Here is an 18,876-nt window from a genome sequence, read left to right as displayed (position 1 = left end):
TGAGACGAAGACCCGGTGCGGAGCGCGAGACGGGGCCGGTGGCCCCAGGATCATTCTCCACGTCGGGTCGAGCCGATCGCGATCCGCGGGCAACCGCGGCGACCGGCGCGTTCGACCCGTTGTCCGGAGGTCTCCGGCACCGGTCCGCGCGCCGACGTCGCGTCCTGTCCGCCGAACCCGCGCCCGACGCGCCCTAGCGGCGCGGACGACGCGAGAAAGTGGCCGAGGGTGGCAGCGCAGGACAAGCAGGAGTACGGCGCAGAGTCGATCACCGTTCTCGAAGGGCTGGAGGCGGTCCGCAAGCGGCCCGGTATGTACATCGGGTCCACCGGCGAGCGTGGCCTGCACCACCTCGTCTGGGAGGTCGTCGACAACGCGGTGGACGAGGCACTGGCCGGATACTGCGACACCATCGACGTGGTGCTGCTCGCCGACGGCGGCGTCCGGGTCACCGACAACGGCCGTGGTTTCCCCGTCGACCTGCACCCGAAGCTCAAGAAGCCGGGTGTCGAGGTCGCGCTGACCGTGCTGCACGCCGGTGGCAAGTTCGACGGCAAGGCGTACGCGGTCTCCGGCGGTCTGCACGGTGTCGGCGTCTCCGTCGTGAACGCGCTCTCCACCCGGATGGCAGTGGAGATCCACAAGTCCGGCTTCGTGTGGCGGCAGCAGTACAACAACTCCAAGCCCGGTCCTCTGGACAAGGGTGAGACCACCGATCGCACCGGCTCGGCGGTTTCCTTCTGGCCCGACCCGGACGTCTTCGAGACCGTCGACTTCGACTTCCAGACCATCTACCGGCGCCTGCAGGAGATGGCCTTCCTCAACCGCGCGCTGCGCATCCACCTGCTCGACGAGCGGGTGGATGCGGAGGAGGACGGCCGGCAGCGCGAGGTCACCTTCTTCTACGAGGGCGGCATCGCCGACTTCGTCCGGCACCTCAACGCCTCGAAGAACCCGATCCACAAGACCGTGGTCGAGTTCGGCGCCGAGGAGGAGGGCATGTCGGTCGAGATCGCCATGCAGTGGAACGAGTCGTACGGCGAGTCGGTCTACACCTTCGCCAACACGATCAACACCCACGAGGGCGGCACGCACGAGGAGGGCTTCCGGTCCGCGCTGACCAGCGTGGTCAACCGGTACGGCACCGACAAGAAGCTGCTCAAGGGCGACGAGAAGCTCTCCGGCGAGGACATCCGCGAAGGGCTCGCGGCGATCATCTCGGTCAAGCTCGCCAACCCGCAGTTCGAGGGCCAGACCAAGACCAAGCTCGGCAACACCCCGGTGAAGAGCTTCGTGCAGCGGGTCTGCAACGAGTGGCTGGTCGACTGGTTCGACCGTAACCCGGCCGAAGCCAAGATGATCATCACGAAGGCCTCCCAGGCCGCCCGCGCCCGCATCGCCGCGCAGCAGGCGCGCAAGCTGGCCCGCCGCAAGTCACTGCTGGAGTCCGGCTCGATGCCGGGCAAGCTGGCCGACTGCCAGTCCACCGACCCGCGCGAGTCCGAGGTGTTCATCGTCGAGGGCGACTCGGCCGGTGGCTCGGCCAAGCAGGGTCGTGACCCGCGGACCCAGGCGATCCTGCCGATCCGCGGCAAGATCCTCAACGTGGAGAAGGCCCGGATCGACCGGGTGCTGAAGAACAACGAGGTCCAGGCGCTGATCACCGCGCTGGGCACCGGCATCCACGACGACTTCGACATGGAGAAGCTGCGGTACCACAAGGTGGTGCTGATGGCCGACGCGGACGTCGACGGCCAGCACATCCAGACGCTGCTGCTGACCCTGCTGTTCCGCTTCATGCGTCCGCTGGTCGAGCTGGGCCACGTCTACCTGGCGGCCCCGCCGCTCTACAAGATCAAGTGGAACAAGAAGGGCGACGACGCGCAGTACGCCTACTCCGACCGCGAGCGGGACGGGCTCATCGCGCTGCGCCAGCAGAAGAAGCCGAACGCCAAGCCGGACGACATCCAGCGGTTCAAGGGCCTCGGCGAGATGAACTATCCCGAGCTGTGGGAGACCACGATGAATCCGGCGACGCGTACTTTGCGTCAGGTCACGCTCGACGACGCCGCAACCGCGGACGAGTTGTTCAGCGTCCTGATGGGTGAGGACGTCGAGGCGCGCCGCTCGTTCATCCAGCGCAACGCCAAGGACGTCCGGTTCCTGGACATCTGACGGACCTCGGTGGATCGGCCGGGCAAGCCCCGGCCGATCCACTGTTCCACAGAGTTATCCACAGCTTGGCCGGTATCCACAGCCGTTATCCACAGCACGAAAACGACTCTGAGTCTGATAAGGGTATACAGTGACCGATTCTCCCGAGTCCACACCGAACGAGCCTGAGGTCCCCGCCGAGGCCATCGCCGCGGTGGTCGCGCACGACCGGATCGAACCGGTCGGGCTTGAGGTGGAGATGCAGCGCTCCTACCTCGACTACGCGATGAGCGTCATCGTCGGTCGGGCGCTGCCGGACGTCCGGGACGGGCTCAAGCCGGTCCACCGCAAGATCCTCTACGCGATGTTCGACTCGGGATACCGGCCGGACCGCGGCTACGTGAAGTGCTCCCGCGTTGTCGGCGACGTGATGGGCCAGTTCCACCCGCACGGCGACTCGGCGATCTACGACGCACTGGTCCGGATGGCGCAGCCGTGGTCGCTGCGCTACCCGCTGGTGGACGGCAACGGCAACTTCGGCTCGCCCGGTAACGACCCGGCCGCCGCCATGCGGTACACCGAGTGCAAGCTCGACCCGCTCGCCATGGAGATGCTGCGGGACATCGACGAGGACACCGTCGACCTGCAGGACAACTACGACGGCCGGGCCAAGGAGCCCACGATCCTGCCGTCGCGGATCCCCAACCTACTGGTGAACGGCTCCGAGGGCATCGCGGTCGGCATGGCCACCAAGATCCCTCCGCACAACCTGCGGGAGATCGGCGCGGCGGTGCAGTGGTGCCTGGAGCACCCCGAGGAGGACGAGGAGACCACCCTCGAAGCCCTGCTCGGCATCGTCAAGGGCCCCGACTTCCCGACCCACGGCCTGATCGTCGGCACGACCGCCATCCAGGACGCGTACCGCACGGGTCGTGGCTCGATCCGGATGCGGGCCGTGGTGGAGGTCGAGGAGGACAAGCGGGGGCGGCCCTGCCTGGTCGTCAGCGAGCTGCCCTATCAGGTCAACCCGGACAACCTCGCCGAGCGGATCGCCGAGCTGATCAAGGAGGGCAAGCTCGCCGGCATCGCCGACATCCGCGACGAGTCCTCCGGGCGTACCGGCATGCGGATCGTGCTCGTGCTCAAGCGCGACGCGGTCGCCAAGGTGGTGCTGAACAACCTCTACAAGCACACCCAGCTCCAGGAGACCTTCGGCGCCAACATGCTGGCGCTTGTCGACGGCGTGCCGCGCACGCTCAACCTGGCCCAGTTCATCCGCTACTACGTCGAGCACCAGATCGACGTGATCCGCCGGCGGACCGCGTTCCGGCTGCGCAAGGCCGAGGAGCGGGCGCACATTCTGCGCGGTCTGGCCAAGGCGCTGGACGCACTGGACGAGGTCATCGCGCTGATCCGGCGGTCGCCCACCGTCGACGACGCCCGGCAGGGCCTGATCCGGCTGCTGGAGATCGACGAGATCCAGGCCACCGCGATCCTGGACATGCAGCTGCGTCGCCTCGCCGCCCTGGAGCGGCAGCGCATCGTCGACGACCTGACCAAGCTCGAGATCGAGATCGCCGACCTCAAGGACATCCTGGCCAAGCCCGAGCGCCAGCGCCGGATCGTCTCGGAGGAGCTGGGCGAGATCGTCGCGAAGTGGGGCGATGATCGGCGTACGCAGATCATCCCGTTCGACGGCGAGGTCTCGATGGAGGACCTCATCGCCCGCGAGGACGTGGTCGTCACGATCACCCGGACCGGGTACGCCAAGCGGACCAAGGTCGATCTGTACCGCTCGCAGCGGCGCGGCGGCAAGGGCGTCAGTGGCGCCACGCTGCGGCAGGACGACATCGTCAGCCACTTCTTCGTCTGCTCGACGCACGACTGGATCCTGTTCTTCACGAACAAGGGGCGCGTGTACCGGGCCAAGGCGTACGAGCTACCGGAGGCCAGTAGGGTAGCCAAGGGCCAACACGTGGCCAATCTGCTCGCCTTCCTACCCGACGAGCAGATCGCGCAGATCATCGAAATCCCGAACTACCAGGTAGCCCCCTATCTGGTACTGGCCACGAAGAACGGCCTGGTGAAGAAGACGCGGCTCGAGGAGTTCGACTCCAACCGTTCCGGCGGCATCATCGCGATCAACCTGCGCGATGAGGACGAGCTGGTCGGTGCTGCGCTGGTGGCGCCGGAGAACGACCTGCTGCTGGTCTCGAAGAAGGCGCAGGCGATCCGGTTCAACGCCTCCGACGAGGCGTTGCGGCCGATGGGTCGTGCCACCTCCGGCGTGATCGGCATGCGCTTCACGGACGACGATGTCCTGCTCGCCATGGAGGTCGTTCGGGAGGGTTTGGACGTCCTGGTGGCGACGAACGGGGGATACGCGAAACGTACCCCGATCGAGGAATACCCGGTGCAGGGCCGGGGAGGTAAGGGCGTGTTGACTGCGAAGATCACCGAACGGCGCGGTGGTCTGGTTGGCGCGGTGGTGATCGACCCGGACGACGAACTGTTCGCGATCACCAGCAACGGTGGTGTCATCCGGACTCCGGTGAAGCCTGTACGCCGTACGCGTGACCGGAACACAATGGGGGTCAAGCTGATGGACCTCCCGGACGGCGTGACTATCGTGGCGATTGCTCGCAATGCCGACGAGCCTGACGAACAGGACTAGTTGAATGACGGAGACACAGGCGAAGTCGGGGAACACGGGGACCTCGGCCAACCCGGTCGACGAGGAGGCCGCCAAGGGCGGCACACCAGCGACCGGCCGCGCGGCCGTGGGCCGGGCAACGGTCCCCGCCGATGCGCCTGCCCCGAAATTCACCCGGGCTCCCGGTATGACACCCCCGCCGGAGCCCGGCGAGGACAGCGGGTCGGGCGACAAGGGTGAGACGGCTGGTGCCGAGGCGCCGACGTCCACCACGCCCCCGGCAGCGGCGCCGGCGCCGGCCCGCCCGACGACCACACAGCCGATCAGTGTCCGGCCGGGTCAGGCGACACCCAGTGGGACAACGGGCACCCAGCCCCGGATCACGCCCGGCATGACGCAGCCGCAGCCGGACCCGGGACGTACCGGTGGGGCCGGTCGCCCGGCCAGCGGCGGTGGCCTGCCGCCGGGCATCGGCAACCCGTCCGCCGTCGGTGCGGCACGGGTCGGTGACGCGGTACGCGCCGCGCGTACCTCGGTCAGCTCGGCCGCGTCCCGCGGGCCGCGCCGGGCCCGACTGAACCTCAAGCGGATCGACCCCTGGTCCGTGATGAAGTTCGCGTTCGCCGTGTCGGTGGTGCTGTTCATCGTCGTGGTGGTCGCCACGTCGGTGCTCTACCTGGCGTTGGACGCGATGGGCGTGTTCCAGAGCGTCAACGACAGCCTGAGCGACCTGGTCAACGCCGGCGGTGGGCAGAGCACCAACGGCTTCCAGATCACCGCCAAGGGCGTGATTCTCAGCTCGGCGCTGATCGGCCTGGTCAACGTGGTGCTGTTCACCGCGCTGGCCACGCTGGGCGCGTTCGTCTACAACGTCTGCGCCGACCTGGTCGGTGGGATCGAGCTGACCCTCGCCGAGCGGGACTGAGTGATCGGGACGCCGGGGCACCGCGTAAAGCGGTCGCTCCGGCGTCCCGTACTCGGGTAGGTTGTGCAGGCGGCGACGGCCTGGCCCGCCGGTCCGGACCCCGATTTTGGTCCGGCCGAGCGGATGGGTTAATCTTGCTCGTCGCAACGCGGGGCTATAGCTCAGTCGGTTAGAGCGCAGAGCTGATAACTCTGAGGTCGATGGTTCGATTCCATCTAGCCCCACCGCATGTCGTCCGACGGTAGTCGAGCTTGAGGGGTTGCCCCATGTTCAAGAAGCTGCTGATCCTGGCTGGCGTCGTCGGCGTGGCCGCCGTCGTTTACAACAAGGTCAAGGCCTCGAACGACGAGCGCGCCCTGTGGCACGAGGCGACCACCGCTCCCGACCTGCGCTGAGGTCCGGCCCGGCGGTGAACGACCGGCGGCACCGCAGCCGCCCACGGGGCCCTAGCTCAACTGGCAGAGCACTGCCTTTGCAAGGCAGGGGTTAGGGGTTCGAGTCCCCTGGGCTCCACCAGCACTTTCCCCGGTTGATCTCGTCCAGAGCCACAGGCGACCGATCGAACTCCGGCAGAGAGTGGACCATTGCCGCCAGGACGCCATGCACGAGGGGAAGGTCGCGCAGCGCGCTGATCTCGACCCATGCGATGTCGTCATGCTCGTCAGGTGCACGGTTGGTGGGCGAGCCAACCCAGTCCCCAATTTGCCAGACGCCCACGTGAATAACGTCCCCACCACTGCCGGCGTGCAAGACGCCGATCCGCGAAGCGGACCCCGCCACAATGTGAACGCCGAGCTCCTCGTGCATCTCACGCGCGAGGGCTTGTAGTTCCGACTCACCCGCTTCGACCTGCCCCCCGGGCAGATCCCAGACATCAGGGTAGACCCGTTTGGTGGGCCTGCGGTGCACTAGCAGGACGGCGTCGTTCTCAACGAGTGCGCCCGTGACGACATGCATGGCGGGATTAGAGCACAGGGACAGGACAAGCTCGCGCAAGCCGAAGCAGGGGCCGACCTCTAGCCCTCACCTGGATCCACATCGGGAAGATTGACCTTTGACCGGTATTCGAAGGGCGTAGGGCGCCGGAGGATGCTGGCGTGGAAGTGTTGTTGAGGACGACCATCATCGAAATATACCGATGCTATTCCCTCGTTGGGTGCGCCAACCGTCGGAGTCGACACCGTGCTGGCGATACGGCCGAGAGCACCGTCGGGCGTAATGATCCTCATCCCTCTCATCACGGTCTTTCCGTCCCCCAACCGGACCTCACCCATCGGTCCTTGATAGGGGCGGGTGAGCGCCGCACCGCGCGGCGGTCATCGCACACGCGGTTGCCGACCTTCGTTCGGCCGACATCGACTGGTCCGGCGAGGAGAATGACCTCGAAACGGCGGTCGAGGAGTTGCGCGGGGATCTCGCCACCTCATTGGCGGGTGTGGTGGACCTCGGCCGGCTCGCCGACGGCATTCCGGGGGTGGAGTTTCGCGGTGGTCTCTGCTGGGCGGAACAGGCATCCGCCCGCGAGCCGTTCCGACCAGCGGAGATTGCCCGACCGGCTGGGGATTCACGTTGAGCGTGATGACTGTGCGGCATCAATATGACTGTGCGGCATCACGTTCGCTTCGGTGCATGCCGTCCGAGCGCCGCGATCGTGGTCAGTCCTCGGACCCGGTCGGCCCGTCGTCGTTCGCCGTCCGATCGGGCCGACCGGTGGCGGGCCGCGGCTGCGGCAGGTGTTCCACCAGCTTGGTGAGCGCGCCGTTGGCGAAGGCGGCGCCGAGCGCCGAGCCCGCGCCGATGGTCCAGCCGACCGGCCCCAGTGGCGTACAGCCGAAGAACTGGCTCACGCCGGGCGTCTGCACCACCACGACCAGCACGCCGAGGGACGCGGCCGTGGATGCCAGTACGGCGGGGCTGGTGCCGCCGGCCAGGATGGTCTGCCCGAGTTGGGTGCCGACCAGGGAGACCAGGGCGACGGTGCCGGCCCGTCGCTGGCGGCCGGTGTACCGGGCCAGCGTCCAGCCGACGGTCGCGCCCAGCGTGGTCGCCGCCGCCCGCAACGCGATCTCCCGGCTGAGGGTTTCGCCCAGCGACACGTCCGGGCCCTCCAGCAGGAGGCCGTCGGTGCGGTCCGACGCGGGTGGACGGACGGCGATGGCGAGCGCCGGTGCCAGGTCGGTGAGCAGGTTGACCAGCAGCAGTTGCCGCCCGGTGAGCGCGGAACGGCCGGTCGCCGCCGCAGTGAGCACACTGAACGCGATCTCGCCGAGGTTGCCGCCGACCAGGATGCTGAGCGCGTGCCGGACGGACGACCACATCGCCCGCCCCTCGACCAGGGTGGCGATGATGGTTTCCAACCGGTCGTCGGTGACCACCAGGTCGGCGGCGGCCCGCGCCGCCGGGGTGCCCCGCTGACCGAGGGCGATGCCGACGTCGGCCAGCCGGATCGCCGGGGCGTCGTTGGCGCCGTCACCGGTCATCGCCACGGTCCGCCCGCACTTCTGTAACGCCTGGATGATCCGCACCTTGTGCGTCGGGGTGCAGCGGGCCACCACGTCGGTGTTGGCCAGCCGCTCGGCGAGCGCCTCGTCGTCCAGCTGGTCCAGCTCGCCGGCGGTCACCACGCGCTGCTCGTCGTGCTCGCTGATGGTGGCGGCGATCGCCTCGGCGGTGGCCGGGTGATCACCGGTGATCATGATGGTGTGTACGCCGGCCTGCCGGATCCGCCGTACCGCCGGCGCGGCGCTCTCCCGGACCCCGTCCGCGAGGGCCAGGAAACCCACGAAGGTCAGACCTCGCACGTCCTCGTCGGACACCGTCGGATCGTCCACCTGGCACTCGGCGACGGCCAGGATCCGATGCCCTGCCCCGGCCCGGTCGGCCAGCATCCGGTGCAGCTCCGCTCGGCCGGCGTCGTCCAGGGGCTCCTGGCGGCCGTCGGTGCGTCGCGCGGCGCAGCGCGGCAGCACCGTCTCCGGTGCGCCCTTGACGCTCAACAGCAGGTGACCGTCGGTCTCTCCGACGCTCGCGTGGTAGCCACGGGACGGCTCGAACGGCAGCCCGCCGGCGGCGCGCCAGCCGGGGGCGCCGGTCTGCTCCACCACCCCGGCGGTGGCGGCACCCCGGCGAACGGCGCGGTCGGTCTGCAGGGCCAACTGTTCCGGGTCAGCTGCGGGAGGAGTGGCACGGAGCGCGGCGGCGAGCGTCAACCGGAGCCGGTCGTCCAGGCGGTCCACCGCGGCGTACCGGTCGCCCACGCCGTCGCCGACCCCGGCGAGCAGCAACTTGCCCTCGGTGAGGGTGCCGGTCTTGTCGAAGCAGAGCACGTCCACCCGGCCCAGCGCCTCGATGGTGCGCGGGTTGCGGACCAGGGCGCCGTGCTCGGCCAGTCGCCGCGCGGCCGCCAGCTGCGCCGCACTGACCAGGAACGGCAGCCCTTCCGGCACCGACGCGACGGCGAGGTTCGCGGCGGTCGCGGCCGTCTCGGCCAGAGGTACGCCCCGAAGCAGTCCCGCGCCGGCCACCGCCACCGCCGAACCTGCCGCGAGGGGGATGGCGGCGTTGGTCAGCGAGCCGAGCCGGGCTTCCACGCCGCTGGTCGGTGGGGCCTGGCGGACCATCGCGAGACTGCGCCCCGCCTCCGTGCCGGCGCCGGTCGCCACCACCACAGCCTTACCGTGCCCGGCGGCGATGGTGGTGCCGTCGTACAGCATCGAGTGCCGGTCGGCGATGGCGGCCGCGACCACCGGTCGGTCGTTCTTGGCGACCGGCAGCGACTCGCCGGTCAGCGACGACTCGTCCGCCTCCAACCCCACCGACTCCAGCACCCGGCAGTCGGCGGGCACCGAGTCACCCGACTCCAGGACGATGACGTCCCCGGCGACCAGGTCCTCGGCCGCGACCACGCGCTCGGCACCGTCCCGGCGCACCCGTGCGGTCACCGCCGAACGGGACAGCAGCTCCGCCAACGACCGTTCCGTGTTGCGTTCGTGCACCGCCCCGATCAGCGCGGATCCACCGACCACGCTGCCCACCAGAGCGGCGTCGACAAGCGAGCCGAACGATGCGGAGAGCACCGCCCCGGCGGCGAGCACCGGGGTCAACGGGTTGGACAACTCGTCCAGGAAGGCGCGCAGCAGGCCACCGCCCGCCGGGGCGTCGCCGCCGCCCGCACCGCGCCTCTCGTGTCGGCGCTGGGCCTCCGCGCTGTCCAACCCGTCCGAGCCGGTGCCCAGATGGTCGAGCACGGTGCGGACGGGCATCAGGTGCCAGGCGGTCGCCACCGGCACCGGGGTGTCCGACCGGTCGTGCAGCCGGTGGGCCTGCCAGACGCCGTTCGCGAAGGCCAGCCCGGCCGCGCCGTTGACCGCGACGAGCGCCCGGTGCGGCAGCTGCGTCGGTGGGGCGGTGAACGCACCCAGCGCCCCGAGACCGGTGCCGGCCATGGACAGCCGGATGTTCTGCTGGGCGGTCCGCCGGGCCACCCCGGTCGCCTCGATCACCAGGGCCACCACCCGCAGGTCCGCCCCGACCAGTAGGTGAGCGCCCCACGGTGGCAGCTCGTCCGGATCGGCCAACCCGAGGCCGCAGTCGGACGCGCCGAGCGCCCTGCGGTCCGCGGACACCAGCATCACCACCGCACCGTCGCGTTGCAGCGCGCGTACCGACTCGACCAACTGGTCGCCGCCGGGCAGCATCGCGTCGGCGAAGCCGTACCGCTGCTCGTCGCCGCCGGCCACGACCAGCCGCAGCCCGGCCTGTCGCGCGGCGGCCGGAAGGCCGTCGACGCCCGGCGCGGGTTCCGGTTCGACCCGCAGCAGCGCGGCGAGCCGGTCGCCGTGGGCGAGGCCGAGCAGTTGCCCTCCGGCGGCGCGGAGCCGCTCCCGGTCGGGGATGTCGCCCGCCGGCAGGTGGTCCGGCGGTCCGATCCGCCACCCGTCCACCGACCGTGCGGCGGCCGGATCGGCCGGGTCGAACAGCGCGAACGCCCGCTCCGCCACCTGGTCGACGTCGACTCCCGACGCCGGTGCGAGGTCGGCCAGGACACCCCGGTCGGAACCGAGCACCGCGGCGTCCAACACCAGCGTGTCGATCCGGTCCAGCTCGCGGAGCACACTGCGGTCCATGGCGATCACACCGCGCCGGGCGAGCATCCGGCCGAGCTGGGCGGCGTACCCCTCGCGTCCGCTGCCGGGGGCCTTGGGCAGCGTGGACAGGCCCAGAGCGGCGGCCCTCTTGGGGCCGGCGAACGGCACCGCCGCCGCTCCGGCCGTGGCACCCACCGCCAGCATCCGGTTGATGTGCCGCTCGACCGGGCCGTCCGGCTTCGGTCGGGGTCGGTCGATCACCGGCCAGCGGGCGGTGGCGCGTTCCGGGTCGCCGGTCAGTCGGGGCTCGGCGCGCTCCCATGCGGCAAGTTGGGCGCGATCCTCGCCCCACTGCACGATCCGTTGGGCACCGTCCAGCACGATCCCGGTCCACCGGCCGGTCAGGCCCTGCACCACCGCCTCGGCCAGGGGAAAGATGATGTCTGCGCGGGGGTCCGAGCGCAGCTTCTTACCCATGAACGCGTGCAGCTTGGGTTGCAGGTCCACCGCCGAGAGCAGGCCGGCCACCTCGCCGGGCAGCGGCGCGAACGGGAGGATCCGGGTGGCCGCCGAAATGGTCAGGCCCAGCGCGTCGGAGGCCAGCGCACCCAGGGTGCGCGGGGTGCGGGGCCCCTCCTCCGGTGGGTGCGGCGGCGGGATCTCCGGATCGGGTTCGTGGTCACAGGTCCGTTCGATCCGGCCGATCGTGGCGATCAGGTCGCGCAGTCTCGGCTCCGGGGCCTGCACGGCGACAACCACCCGGCCGGACGGGGCGTTCACCCGTGCCCAGGCCACCCCGGGCAGCCTCTCCAGGGCACCCTCCACCTGGCGGGCCAGCCGGTCGCCGCCGTCCTGGCAGACACCGTGCACCTCGATGTGGTGCCGGCCGGGGCGCGACCAGACCCGGCGACGGGTCAGTCCGGCCTGTCGGGCCAGTCGTGTCGCCGCCGACCCGACGGTCCGGGACGCCTCACCGACCAGGTGCGGCACACCGATGGACGGCAGGATGCGTCCGGTAGCCATCTCGCCCTCCCGCCGCGTCACGTCCGGCGGCCTGGCTTCCCGACCTGCCATCCGTTATGCCCCTCGGGCTGCGGAAGTTTCCGGCGCCGGCAGCGCATGGACGAGGCGGGCGGTGGAATCCGGCGACCATCATCACCGGACACGGGGAGGCCGGAATGAGCACGCTGACCAGACACCTGAACGGGTCGCACGAGAACGTCCAGATGTACAGCCGGCGGATGGACCTGCCGATCCTGGGTGAGATCGCGGTGCCACCACCGGACAAGGTCGCCTACTACGCCGGGCTCGGGGTGCTCGCCGCACTCCAGGTCATCGAGTGGCCGATCGCCCTCGTGATCACCGCTGGGCACCTCCTGGCCGACCAGCATTTTTCGGGACTGGTGAAGGGGGTCGGGGAAGCACTTCAGAACGCCTGACGAGAGCTGGGTCACCGGCGGTTGACTTCAATCCAGGTTGAGGTCGCAGGCTCGGTTCATGCCGACCACAGCCGCCACCGCCGTACCGGCCGCGCCCGGTCTGTTCGCACCCCGGCTGAGGGCGATGACGGTGGGCAGCGTCGCGTTGATCTCGCTGCTCGCGTTCGAGGCGTTGGCGGTCGGTACGGCGATGCCGACGGTCGCCCGGAACCTGGACGGGTTGGCGCTGTACGGGCTCGCGTTCGGTGGCCCGTTCGCCACGGGCGTGCTGGCCATGGTGGTGTCCGGCATCTGGTGCGACGCCCGTGGGCCGCGAGGGCCGATGTGGCACGGGGTCGCCTGGTTCGTGGTGGGGCTGCTGATTGCGGGGACCGCTACCGCGATGGGTGTGCTGGTCGTCGGCCGGGTGGTGCAGGGGTTCGGCTCCGGGCTGCTCTCGGTGGCGCTCTACGTGATCGTCGGGCAGGCGTACCCGCAGGATCTGCACCGGCGGATCTTCGCCGCTTTCGCGGCGGCGTGGGTCGTACCGTCGCTGGTCGGGCCGGCGGTGGCCGGCCTGATCGTGGAGCACTTGGGCTGGCGGTGGGTTTTCCTGGCGGTGCCGGCGGTGGCGGTGCCGGCGGTGCTGCTGATCCATCCCGGGCTGCGGTCGCTCGGGCGCACCGCGGCGGCCCGGCCGCCGGCCGGCGCGGTGGCGCGGATCGGGTGGGCGTGTGGGGCGGCGGTGAGCGCCGCACTGCTGCACATCGGGGGACAGCAGCGCGGCGCCGCGGCCCTGGCGCTGATCGCGATCGCGGTGGCCGGTCTGCTGGTCTGCGCGCCACGCCTGCTGCCGGCCGGGTTCCTCCGGGCGGCCCGCGGTCTGCCCACCGTGATCGGGCTGCGGGGTCTGGCATCGGCGGCCTTCGTCGGCGCCGAGGTGGTCATCCCGTTGATGCTCTCCCGGGAGCGGGGCCTGTCGCCGACCGCCGCCGGGCTGGTCCTCACGGTCGGCGCGTTGGCCTGGTCGGCGGGCTCCTGGACGCAGGGTCGGATCCCGGTGCCGGCCTCCCGTGCCAGCCTGCCGCGCGTCGGGTTGAGCTGCATCACCGTCGGTACCGCCACGGTGGCGTTGGCCGTCCGACCCGACCTGCCGGTGGCATTCGCCGTGGTGGGCTGGGCGGTCGCCGGGTTCGGCATGGGGCTGCTCTACCCGTCGTTGTCGGTGCTGACTTTGGAGCTGTCCGCGCCCGGCGAGCAGGGCCGCAACAGCTCGTCGCTGCAACTCGGCGACAACCTGTTCGCGGCGACCGTGCTCGCGTTGACGGGGGCGGTGCTGGCCGCCGGGAGCGCGCCCGGCCCGGCCAGTTACGTGGCGACCCTCGCGGTGACCGCCGGCCTGGCGCTGCTCGGTGCGCTGCTGTCCGGCCGGGTGGTCGTGGGTGGGGGCGCCGCCCCGGCCGGGTGATCCCCCGGTTTCGGCGGTGCCGACCCGGTCCGGCCGGGAGGATGGCGGGCGATGAACTTCCTGACCGTCCTGCCGCTGGCCGTCGTGATGGTCGCCGGGACCCAACTGGTCGTGGCGGTCTTCCTCGCGTCGTCGGATCGGCCACGGGCCGCGTCGCTGGGCTTCCTCGCCGGCGCCGGGCTGGTGGTGACCGCCGGGGTGACGGTGAGCTGGCTGCTGACCCGCCTGGCGAGCGGCCTGGCCGCCGACGCCAGCACGATCGCCGGGAAGGTCGATCGCGGTCCCGTCATCGACCTGGTCGTGCTCGCGCTGCTGGTCTGCCTGGCGGTCGTGATCTGGGTACGGCGGAACCGGTCCGGCCCGCCGAGGTGGCTGGGGAGCGTCGGGCATGCCAGTCCGCGGTGGGCGCTGCGGACGGGGGCGTTGCTCTTCGTGGTGACGCCCACCGACGACCTGACGATGGCGGCGGTCGGCGCGAGCGTGGCCCGACACAATCTGCCGTGGTGGCATCTGGTGCCGTTCATGCTGCTCACCGTGCTCCTGCTGGCCCTGCCCCTGCTGGCGTTGCTGCTGCTCGGCGGGAAGGCGGCGCGGGCGCTGACCCGGATGCGGCAGTGGGCCGAGGAGCACTCCTGGATCGTCAACGAGATCGTGATCGCGTTCTTCGCGCTGCTGACCGTCCTGGACCTGATCCGTTCGGGATGAGCCGCCGCACACCAGGTCACAGGGTGCCGCGTCGTTCCGTCAGACGATCGACGCGCCGCGGGGTCGGCCGGGGCGTCCGCAGCTGGGCGGACCACCTCGCCGACACGTACGGGGGAACCGGGCGGAAATGAGAGCAACAACGGTTCACGTTCGCCTTACGGTGACGCCATGTTCGCTGTCGTCACCACCGTGATCCTCTACGTCTTCGGCTTCGTCTTCCTCTACGGCGTGATCCGGCTGGGTGTCCGGCATGCGTTGGAGGACCTGGAGTTGCAACGGGCCAGGGCCCGACGCGAGGAGGAGTTGGCGGCCGCCCGCGACCGCTCCTTCATGCGCGACAACGCCTTCCTCGCCGGCAGTTGAGCCGCGCCGCGGAGGTGGCGTCCGGGGGTGGCGAGGGAGTCGCCGGGCGGTTCGGCGTGCCGGATGCGAGGATCGCACCCGTGATGGGAACGCTGAAGACCGAACCGGCGCGTGCTCGCCTCGACCTGCTCGCCCCGCCGGTGGCGGAGGCCATCGCGCAGTGGCCCGCCGAAGCTCCGGTGGACGTCGAGGACGTCCTGGTCGCACCGATCGACGCCGAACTCGCGGACACCGCCGCGTTCTGTGCCGCGTACGAGGTGGGGTTGGACGTGTCGGCCAACTGTGTCGTGGTGGCGGGCAAGCGCGAGGGTGTGGTCCGCTACGCGGCCTGCATCATCCTGGCCACCACCCGGGCCGACGTGAACGGGGTGGCCCGGCGGGCACTGGACGTGCGCAAGGCCAGCTTCGCCCCGATGGACGACGCGGTCGAGCTGACCGGCATGGAGTACGGGGGCATCACCCCGATCGGGCTGCCGGCGCAGTGGCCGATCCTGGTGGACGCGCGGGTGATCGCCACACCCCACGTGATCATCGGGTCCGGCGTACGCCACAGCAAGATCGCGCTGCCGGGGCCGGCACTTGGCGCGCTGCCCGGCGCGCAGGTGGTGGAGGGCCTGGCCAGGCCGGCCTGACCAGGCATCGACGTCGATACCGTTGCACGTGAAACATCACAACGGTCGATCTGGCTAGTGCGCTGCGGCCTCGCGCTGCTCGACCTCGGCGAGTGCGGCGAGCAGCGTCTGCGTCTCCTGTGCGCCGGACACCGCGTACTTCCCGGCCAGCACGAAGGTCGGCACGCTGGTGATGCCCAGGCCCTGCGCGGCGGCCAACTGGGCGCCGATGTCGGCGACGCGCTCGTCGGAGTCGAGGAATCGGCGCGCGTCGGCCGGGTCCAGGCCGACCTCACCGGCCAGGGTGGCCAGCGCCTCCCGGGAGCCGACGTCGATGCCGCGGTTGAAGTGCGCCTGGTAGAGCGCCTCCACCATCTCGGCCGCCCGACCGTGATCGGTGGCGTAGGAGACCAGCCGGTGCGCGTCGAACGTGTTGGCGATCACCGCGCGGTCGTAGTCCAGCCGTAGCCCGTCACCCGCGGCGACCTGGGTCGCGCGGGCGACCATCTGCCGGGCACGCTCCGGGCCTCCGAACTTGGTGGCCAGCGCCTCCACCAGCGGGCGGGGCTCGGGCACCGGCGACGGGTCGAGCTGGAACGGTCGGTAGCGGACCGTCACCTCGCCCTCGTAGCTGGCGAGGGCCTCATCCAGCCGGCGTTTGCCGATGTAGCACCACGGGCAGATGACGTCCGCATAGATCTCGATCTCCATGATCGGTGGCAACCTCGCGGTCAGTCGAGTTGTTCCCGTACCTGCCGCTTGAGCCGGCCCAGGATCGCGGTGCCGCCGCGTACCCGCAGCGGGCTGATCGCCTGTGCCAGGCCCATCCGTTGGTAGAGGTCGTCCGGCACGGCCAGCACCTCCTCGGCGCTCGCGCCGGCCAGCCCTTCGGCGAGGATTCCCGCGAACGCGCGGGTGGTCGGCGCCTCTGGAGGGCAGTCGAAGAGCGTCTCCACGGTGCCCTCCGGCGTCACCCGGGCACGCAGGAAGAACGCCGTCTGACACTCCGGCACCTGCTCCATGCCCTCGTGCGCGGCGCCGTCGGGCAGCGGCGGGATGACGTCCGCGTACTCCAGGAGCATCTCCAGCACCAGGTCGCGCGGCGCGGCGGCGAACTCGTCGACGATCTCGGCCAGTCGGGCCGGCATGTCAGCCATGTGTCGAGGCTACCGCCGGCCCTCCGGCCCGATTCGTCACACCGTCGGGGACTGCTCGCTGATCTCGCTGAGGGCGCTGGTCGGGTCGAGCTGCATGGCCAGGTCGCCGAGCGAGACGATCCCGACGAGCTTGCGGTCGCTGTCGCAGACCAGCACCCGCCGGATGCCCCGGTCCCGCATGAGCGCCGCCGCCTCGCCCGCCGTGCAGTGCTGCTCGATCATGACGACCTCGCGGGTGACGATCGAGCCGATCGTGGTGGCCGCGGGCGAGCTGTTCTCCGCAACGGCCCGCACCACGATGTCCCGGTCGGTGAGCATGCCGGCGAGGCTCGCGCCATCGGTGACCACCACGTCACCGATGTCCGCCTCCTTCATCACTCTGGCCGCCTCGTCCAGGGTCGTCTCCGCCGACAGGTACACCACCTGCTTGGTCATCACATCGCTGACCCGGTAACCGGTCATGAGAGCCTCCGAAGCTGTTCACCCGATCCAACTGCACTACCCCGTGACGTGGCGGCTACACCAGGTTCCCACGATCGCGGCGTACCCCGTCGACGATCCGCTCCACCAGACCGTCAACCGGCAGCTCCGCGCGCCCGTCGCCGGCCCGCTCGCGCAGCTCCACGTACCCCTCGGCGAGACGGCGGCCGACCACGACAGTGCGGGGGATGCCGATCAGCTCGGCGTCGGTGAACTTGACCCCGGCCGAGACGTGCGTGCGGTCGTCGACCAGCACCCGCAGCCCGGCGGCGGCGAGGCGTCCGCCGAGCTCCAGCGCCGCGTCGAGCTGCGGGCCCTTGCCCGCGACCACCAGGTGTACGTCACACGGCGCGACCGCCGCCGGCCAGATGAGCCCCCGGTCGTCGTGGTGCTGCTCGGCGATGGCCGCGACCGCCCGGGAGATCCCGATGCCGTAGCAGCCCATGGTGGGTCGGACCGGCTTGCCGGCCGGCCCGAGCACGTCGACCGTGAACGCGTCGGTGTACCGGCGACCGAGCTGGAAGATGTGCCCGATCTCGATGCCCCGCCGGATGGTCAGCTCGCCGTCGCCGCAGTCGGGGCAGAGGTCGCCGGCGCGCACCTCGGCCGCCTCGATCGTCCCGTCGGGCGTGAAGTCCCGGCCGCAGACCACGTCGGTCGCGTGCCGGCCGGGCTCGTTCGCCCCGGTCAACCAGGCCGAGCCGGGCACCACCCGGGGGTCGACCAGGTATCGGATGCCCAGCTTGTCGAGGATCTGCGGGCCGATGTACCCGCGTACCAGTTCCGGATGTTCGGCCCACTCGTCGAAGACGGCCACCTGGGCCGGCTCCAGCGCGGCGGTGACCCGCTTCAGGTCGACCTCCCGGTCGCCGGGCAGCCCGACCACCAAGGGCTCGGCACCGTCGGCACCCGGTTGGCGGACGGTCAGCACGACGTTCTTGAGCGTGTCGGCGGCCGTCCAGGTGTCCCGACCGCCCAGCCGGCGAGCGTTGGCCAGCGCCACCAGGCTGGCGATCGTCGGGGTCTCCGGTGTGTCGTGCACCTCGCCGGCCCTCTGCGCGGCCGGGTCACCGGTGGCGGGTGGCCGGGTGACCACGGCCTCGGTGTTCGCCGCGTAGTCGCAGGCCGTGCAGCCGACGAACGTGTCCTCGCCGACCGGCGTCGCGGCCAGGAACTCCTCCGACGCCGAGCCGCCCATCGCACCGGACATGGCGTGCACCACCGTGTGCTCCAGGCCCAGCCGATCGAAGATCCGCTGGTACGCCGCCCGGTGCCGGGCGTACGCCTCCCGCAGCCCCGCCTCGTCCAGGTCGAACGAGTACGCGTCCTTCATCAGGAACTCCCGGCCACGCAGCAGACCGGCCCGGGGCCGTGCCTCGTCGCGGAACTTCGTCTGCACCTGGAACAGCGTCACCGGGAAGTCGCGGTACGAGCTGAACAGGTCCTTGACCAGCAGCGCCGCCATCTCCTCGTGGGTGGGTGCCAGCAGGTGGTCGGCGCCGCGCCGGTCGACGAGGGTGAAGATGTCGTCGCCGTACTCCGTCCACCGCCCGCTGGTCCGGTACGGCTCGGCGGGCAGCAGCGCCGGGAAGTGCACCTCCTGGTCGCCGATCGCGGTCAGCTCGGCACGCACCACCTCGGTGATCCGGTCCAGCACCAGCTTGCCCAGCGGCAGCCACGTGTAGCCGCCCGGCGCGGCGCGACGGATGTAGCCGGCGCGCAGCAGCAGCCGGTGGCTCGGCACCTCCGCGTCGGCCGGGTCCTCACGAAGGGTCCGCAGCAAGAGGGTCGACACACGTAGCAGCATTCGGGCAGCGTAGAACCGGCGTGCCGCGATCGGCGATCCATTTCGGTC

15 protein-coding genes and 2 tRNA genes are annotated in these 18,876 nt (G+C 70.8%); 11 read left to right on the top strand and 6 right to left on the bottom strand.

What is annotated here, in order from left to right; translation table 11 throughout:
* The first annotated feature begins 228 nt into the window (after window positions 1-228).
* From gyrB to O7620_RS25030, 6 genes are all read left to right on the top strand, one after another.
* On the top strand, window positions 229-2,175 hold the full coding sequence (gene gyrB, locus O7620_RS25055; RefSeq protein ID WP_278125496.1) for a DNA topoisomerase (ATP-hydrolyzing) subunit B: 1,947 nt from the start codon (window positions 229-231) through the stop codon (window positions 2,173-2,175).
* A 130-nt stretch (window positions 2,176-2,305) separates the two neighbouring features.
* Window positions 2,306-4,828 carry a DNA gyrase subunit A gene (gene gyrA / locus O7620_RS25050; RefSeq protein WP_278125495.1) on the top strand — a complete coding sequence of 841 codons (2,523 nt, stop codon included), beginning with the start codon at window positions 2,306-2,308 and terminating at the stop codon, window positions 4,826-4,828.
* A gap of 4 nt (window positions 4,829-4,832) precedes the next feature.
* Window positions 4,833-5,732 (top strand): DUF3566 domain-containing protein, encoded by a 900-nt coding sequence (locus tag O7620_RS25045; RefSeq protein ID WP_151487702.1) that lies wholly within the window; start codon window positions 4,833-4,835, stop codon window positions 5,730-5,732.
* Between the two features lie 150 nt (window positions 5,733-5,882).
* Window positions 5,883-5,956: transfer RNA gene (locus tag O7620_RS25040), tRNA-Ile, on the top strand.
* A gap of 42 nt (window positions 5,957-5,998) precedes the next feature.
* Complete coding sequence (locus tag O7620_RS25035) at window positions 5,999-6,127, top strand: DLW-39 family protein (protein WP_225854086.1); 129 nt, start codon at window positions 5,999-6,001, stop codon at window positions 6,125-6,127.
* A gap of 45 nt (window positions 6,128-6,172) precedes the next feature.
* Window positions 6,173-6,248: transfer RNA gene (locus tag O7620_RS25030), tRNA-Ala, on the top strand.
* Here O7620_RS25030 and O7620_RS25025 read toward each other — a convergent pair.
* Both O7620_RS25025 and O7620_RS25020 read right to left on the bottom strand, forming a co-directional pair.
* On the bottom strand, window positions 6,219-6,689 hold the full coding sequence (locus O7620_RS25025; protein ID WP_278125494.1) for an NUDIX domain-containing protein: 471 nt from the start codon (window positions 6,687-6,689) through the stop codon (window positions 6,219-6,221). The genes O7620_RS25030 and O7620_RS25025 overlap by 30 nt on opposite strands.
* A 698-nt stretch (window positions 6,690-7,387) precedes the next feature.
* Window positions 7,388-11,842 (bottom strand): HAD-IC family P-type ATPase, encoded by a 4,455-nt coding sequence (locus O7620_RS25020; protein WP_278125492.1) that lies wholly within the window; start codon window positions 11,840-11,842, stop codon window positions 7,388-7,390.
* A gap of 155 nt (window positions 11,843-11,997) precedes the next feature.
* On the opposite strand from O7620_RS25020, the gene O7620_RS25015 reads away from it, so the two are divergent.
* The 5 genes from O7620_RS25015 to O7620_RS24995 all read left to right on the top strand — a co-directional run bounded on the left by O7620_RS25015 (window position 11,998) and on the right by O7620_RS24995 (window position 15,405).
* Window positions 11,998-12,258: a hypothetical protein gene (locus O7620_RS25015; protein ID WP_278125491.1), complete on the top strand. Its 261-nt coding sequence runs from the start codon at window positions 11,998-12,000 to the stop codon at window positions 12,256-12,258.
* 58 nt (window positions 12,259-12,316) lie between these two features.
* Complete coding sequence (locus tag O7620_RS25010) at window positions 12,317-13,705, top strand: MFS transporter (RefSeq protein WP_278125490.1); 1,389 nt, start codon at window positions 12,317-12,319, stop codon at window positions 13,703-13,705.
* 51 nt (window positions 13,706-13,756) lie between these two features.
* Window positions 13,757-14,410 (top strand): GAP family protein, encoded by a 654-nt coding sequence (locus O7620_RS25005; RefSeq protein ID WP_278125489.1) that lies wholly within the window; start codon window positions 13,757-13,759, stop codon window positions 14,408-14,410.
* 168 nt (window positions 14,411-14,578) lie between these two features.
* Entirely contained in the window at window positions 14,579-14,773 is a 195-nt protein-coding gene (locus tag O7620_RS25000; RefSeq protein ID WP_151487707.1) for a hypothetical protein, read from the top strand.
* Window positions 14,774-14,856: 83 nt separating this feature from the next.
* Window positions 14,857-15,405, top strand: coding sequence for a YbaK/EbsC family protein (locus O7620_RS24995; RefSeq protein WP_151487733.1), 549 nt, complete (start codon window positions 14,857-14,859; stop codon window positions 15,403-15,405).
* A gap of 54 nt (window positions 15,406-15,459) precedes the next feature.
* Here the strand turns inward: O7620_RS24995 and O7620_RS24990 are convergent, their stop codons facing one another.
* Genes O7620_RS24990 through O7620_RS24975 form a run of 4 tightly spaced genes read right to left on the bottom strand, consistent with a single transcriptional unit; the run spans window position 15,460 to window position 18,828 of the window.
* On the bottom strand, window positions 15,460-16,095 hold the full coding sequence (locus O7620_RS24990) for a DsbA family oxidoreductase (RefSeq protein ID WP_278125486.1): 636 nt from the start codon (window positions 16,093-16,095) through the stop codon (window positions 15,460-15,462).
* A 20-nt stretch (window positions 16,096-16,115) separates the two neighbouring features.
* Window positions 16,116-16,541, bottom strand: a complete 426-nt coding sequence (locus O7620_RS24985) for a SufE family protein (RefSeq protein ID WP_278125484.1) — start codon at window positions 16,539-16,541, stop codon at window positions 16,116-16,118.
* Window positions 16,542-16,577: 36 nt separating this feature from the next.
* Window positions 16,578-17,003 (bottom strand): CBS domain-containing protein, encoded by a 426-nt coding sequence (locus O7620_RS24980; protein ID WP_151487710.1) that lies wholly within the window; start codon window positions 17,001-17,003, stop codon window positions 16,578-16,580.
* A 55-nt stretch (window positions 17,004-17,058) separates the two neighbouring features.
* Window positions 17,059-18,828 (bottom strand): proline--tRNA ligase, encoded by a 1,770-nt coding sequence (locus O7620_RS24975; protein ID WP_278125482.1) that lies wholly within the window; start codon window positions 18,826-18,828, stop codon window positions 17,059-17,061.
* Window positions 18,829-18,876: the final 48 nt, after the last annotated feature.

The sequence above is a fragment of the Micromonospora sp. WMMD710 genome (assembly GCF_029626045.1).
Lineage (GTDB): Bacteria > Actinomycetota > Actinomycetes > Mycobacteriales > Micromonosporaceae > Micromonospora.
The sequence above is the reverse complement of the archived record's forward strand: the minus strand, read 5'-3'. Positions and strand labels throughout refer to the sequence as shown.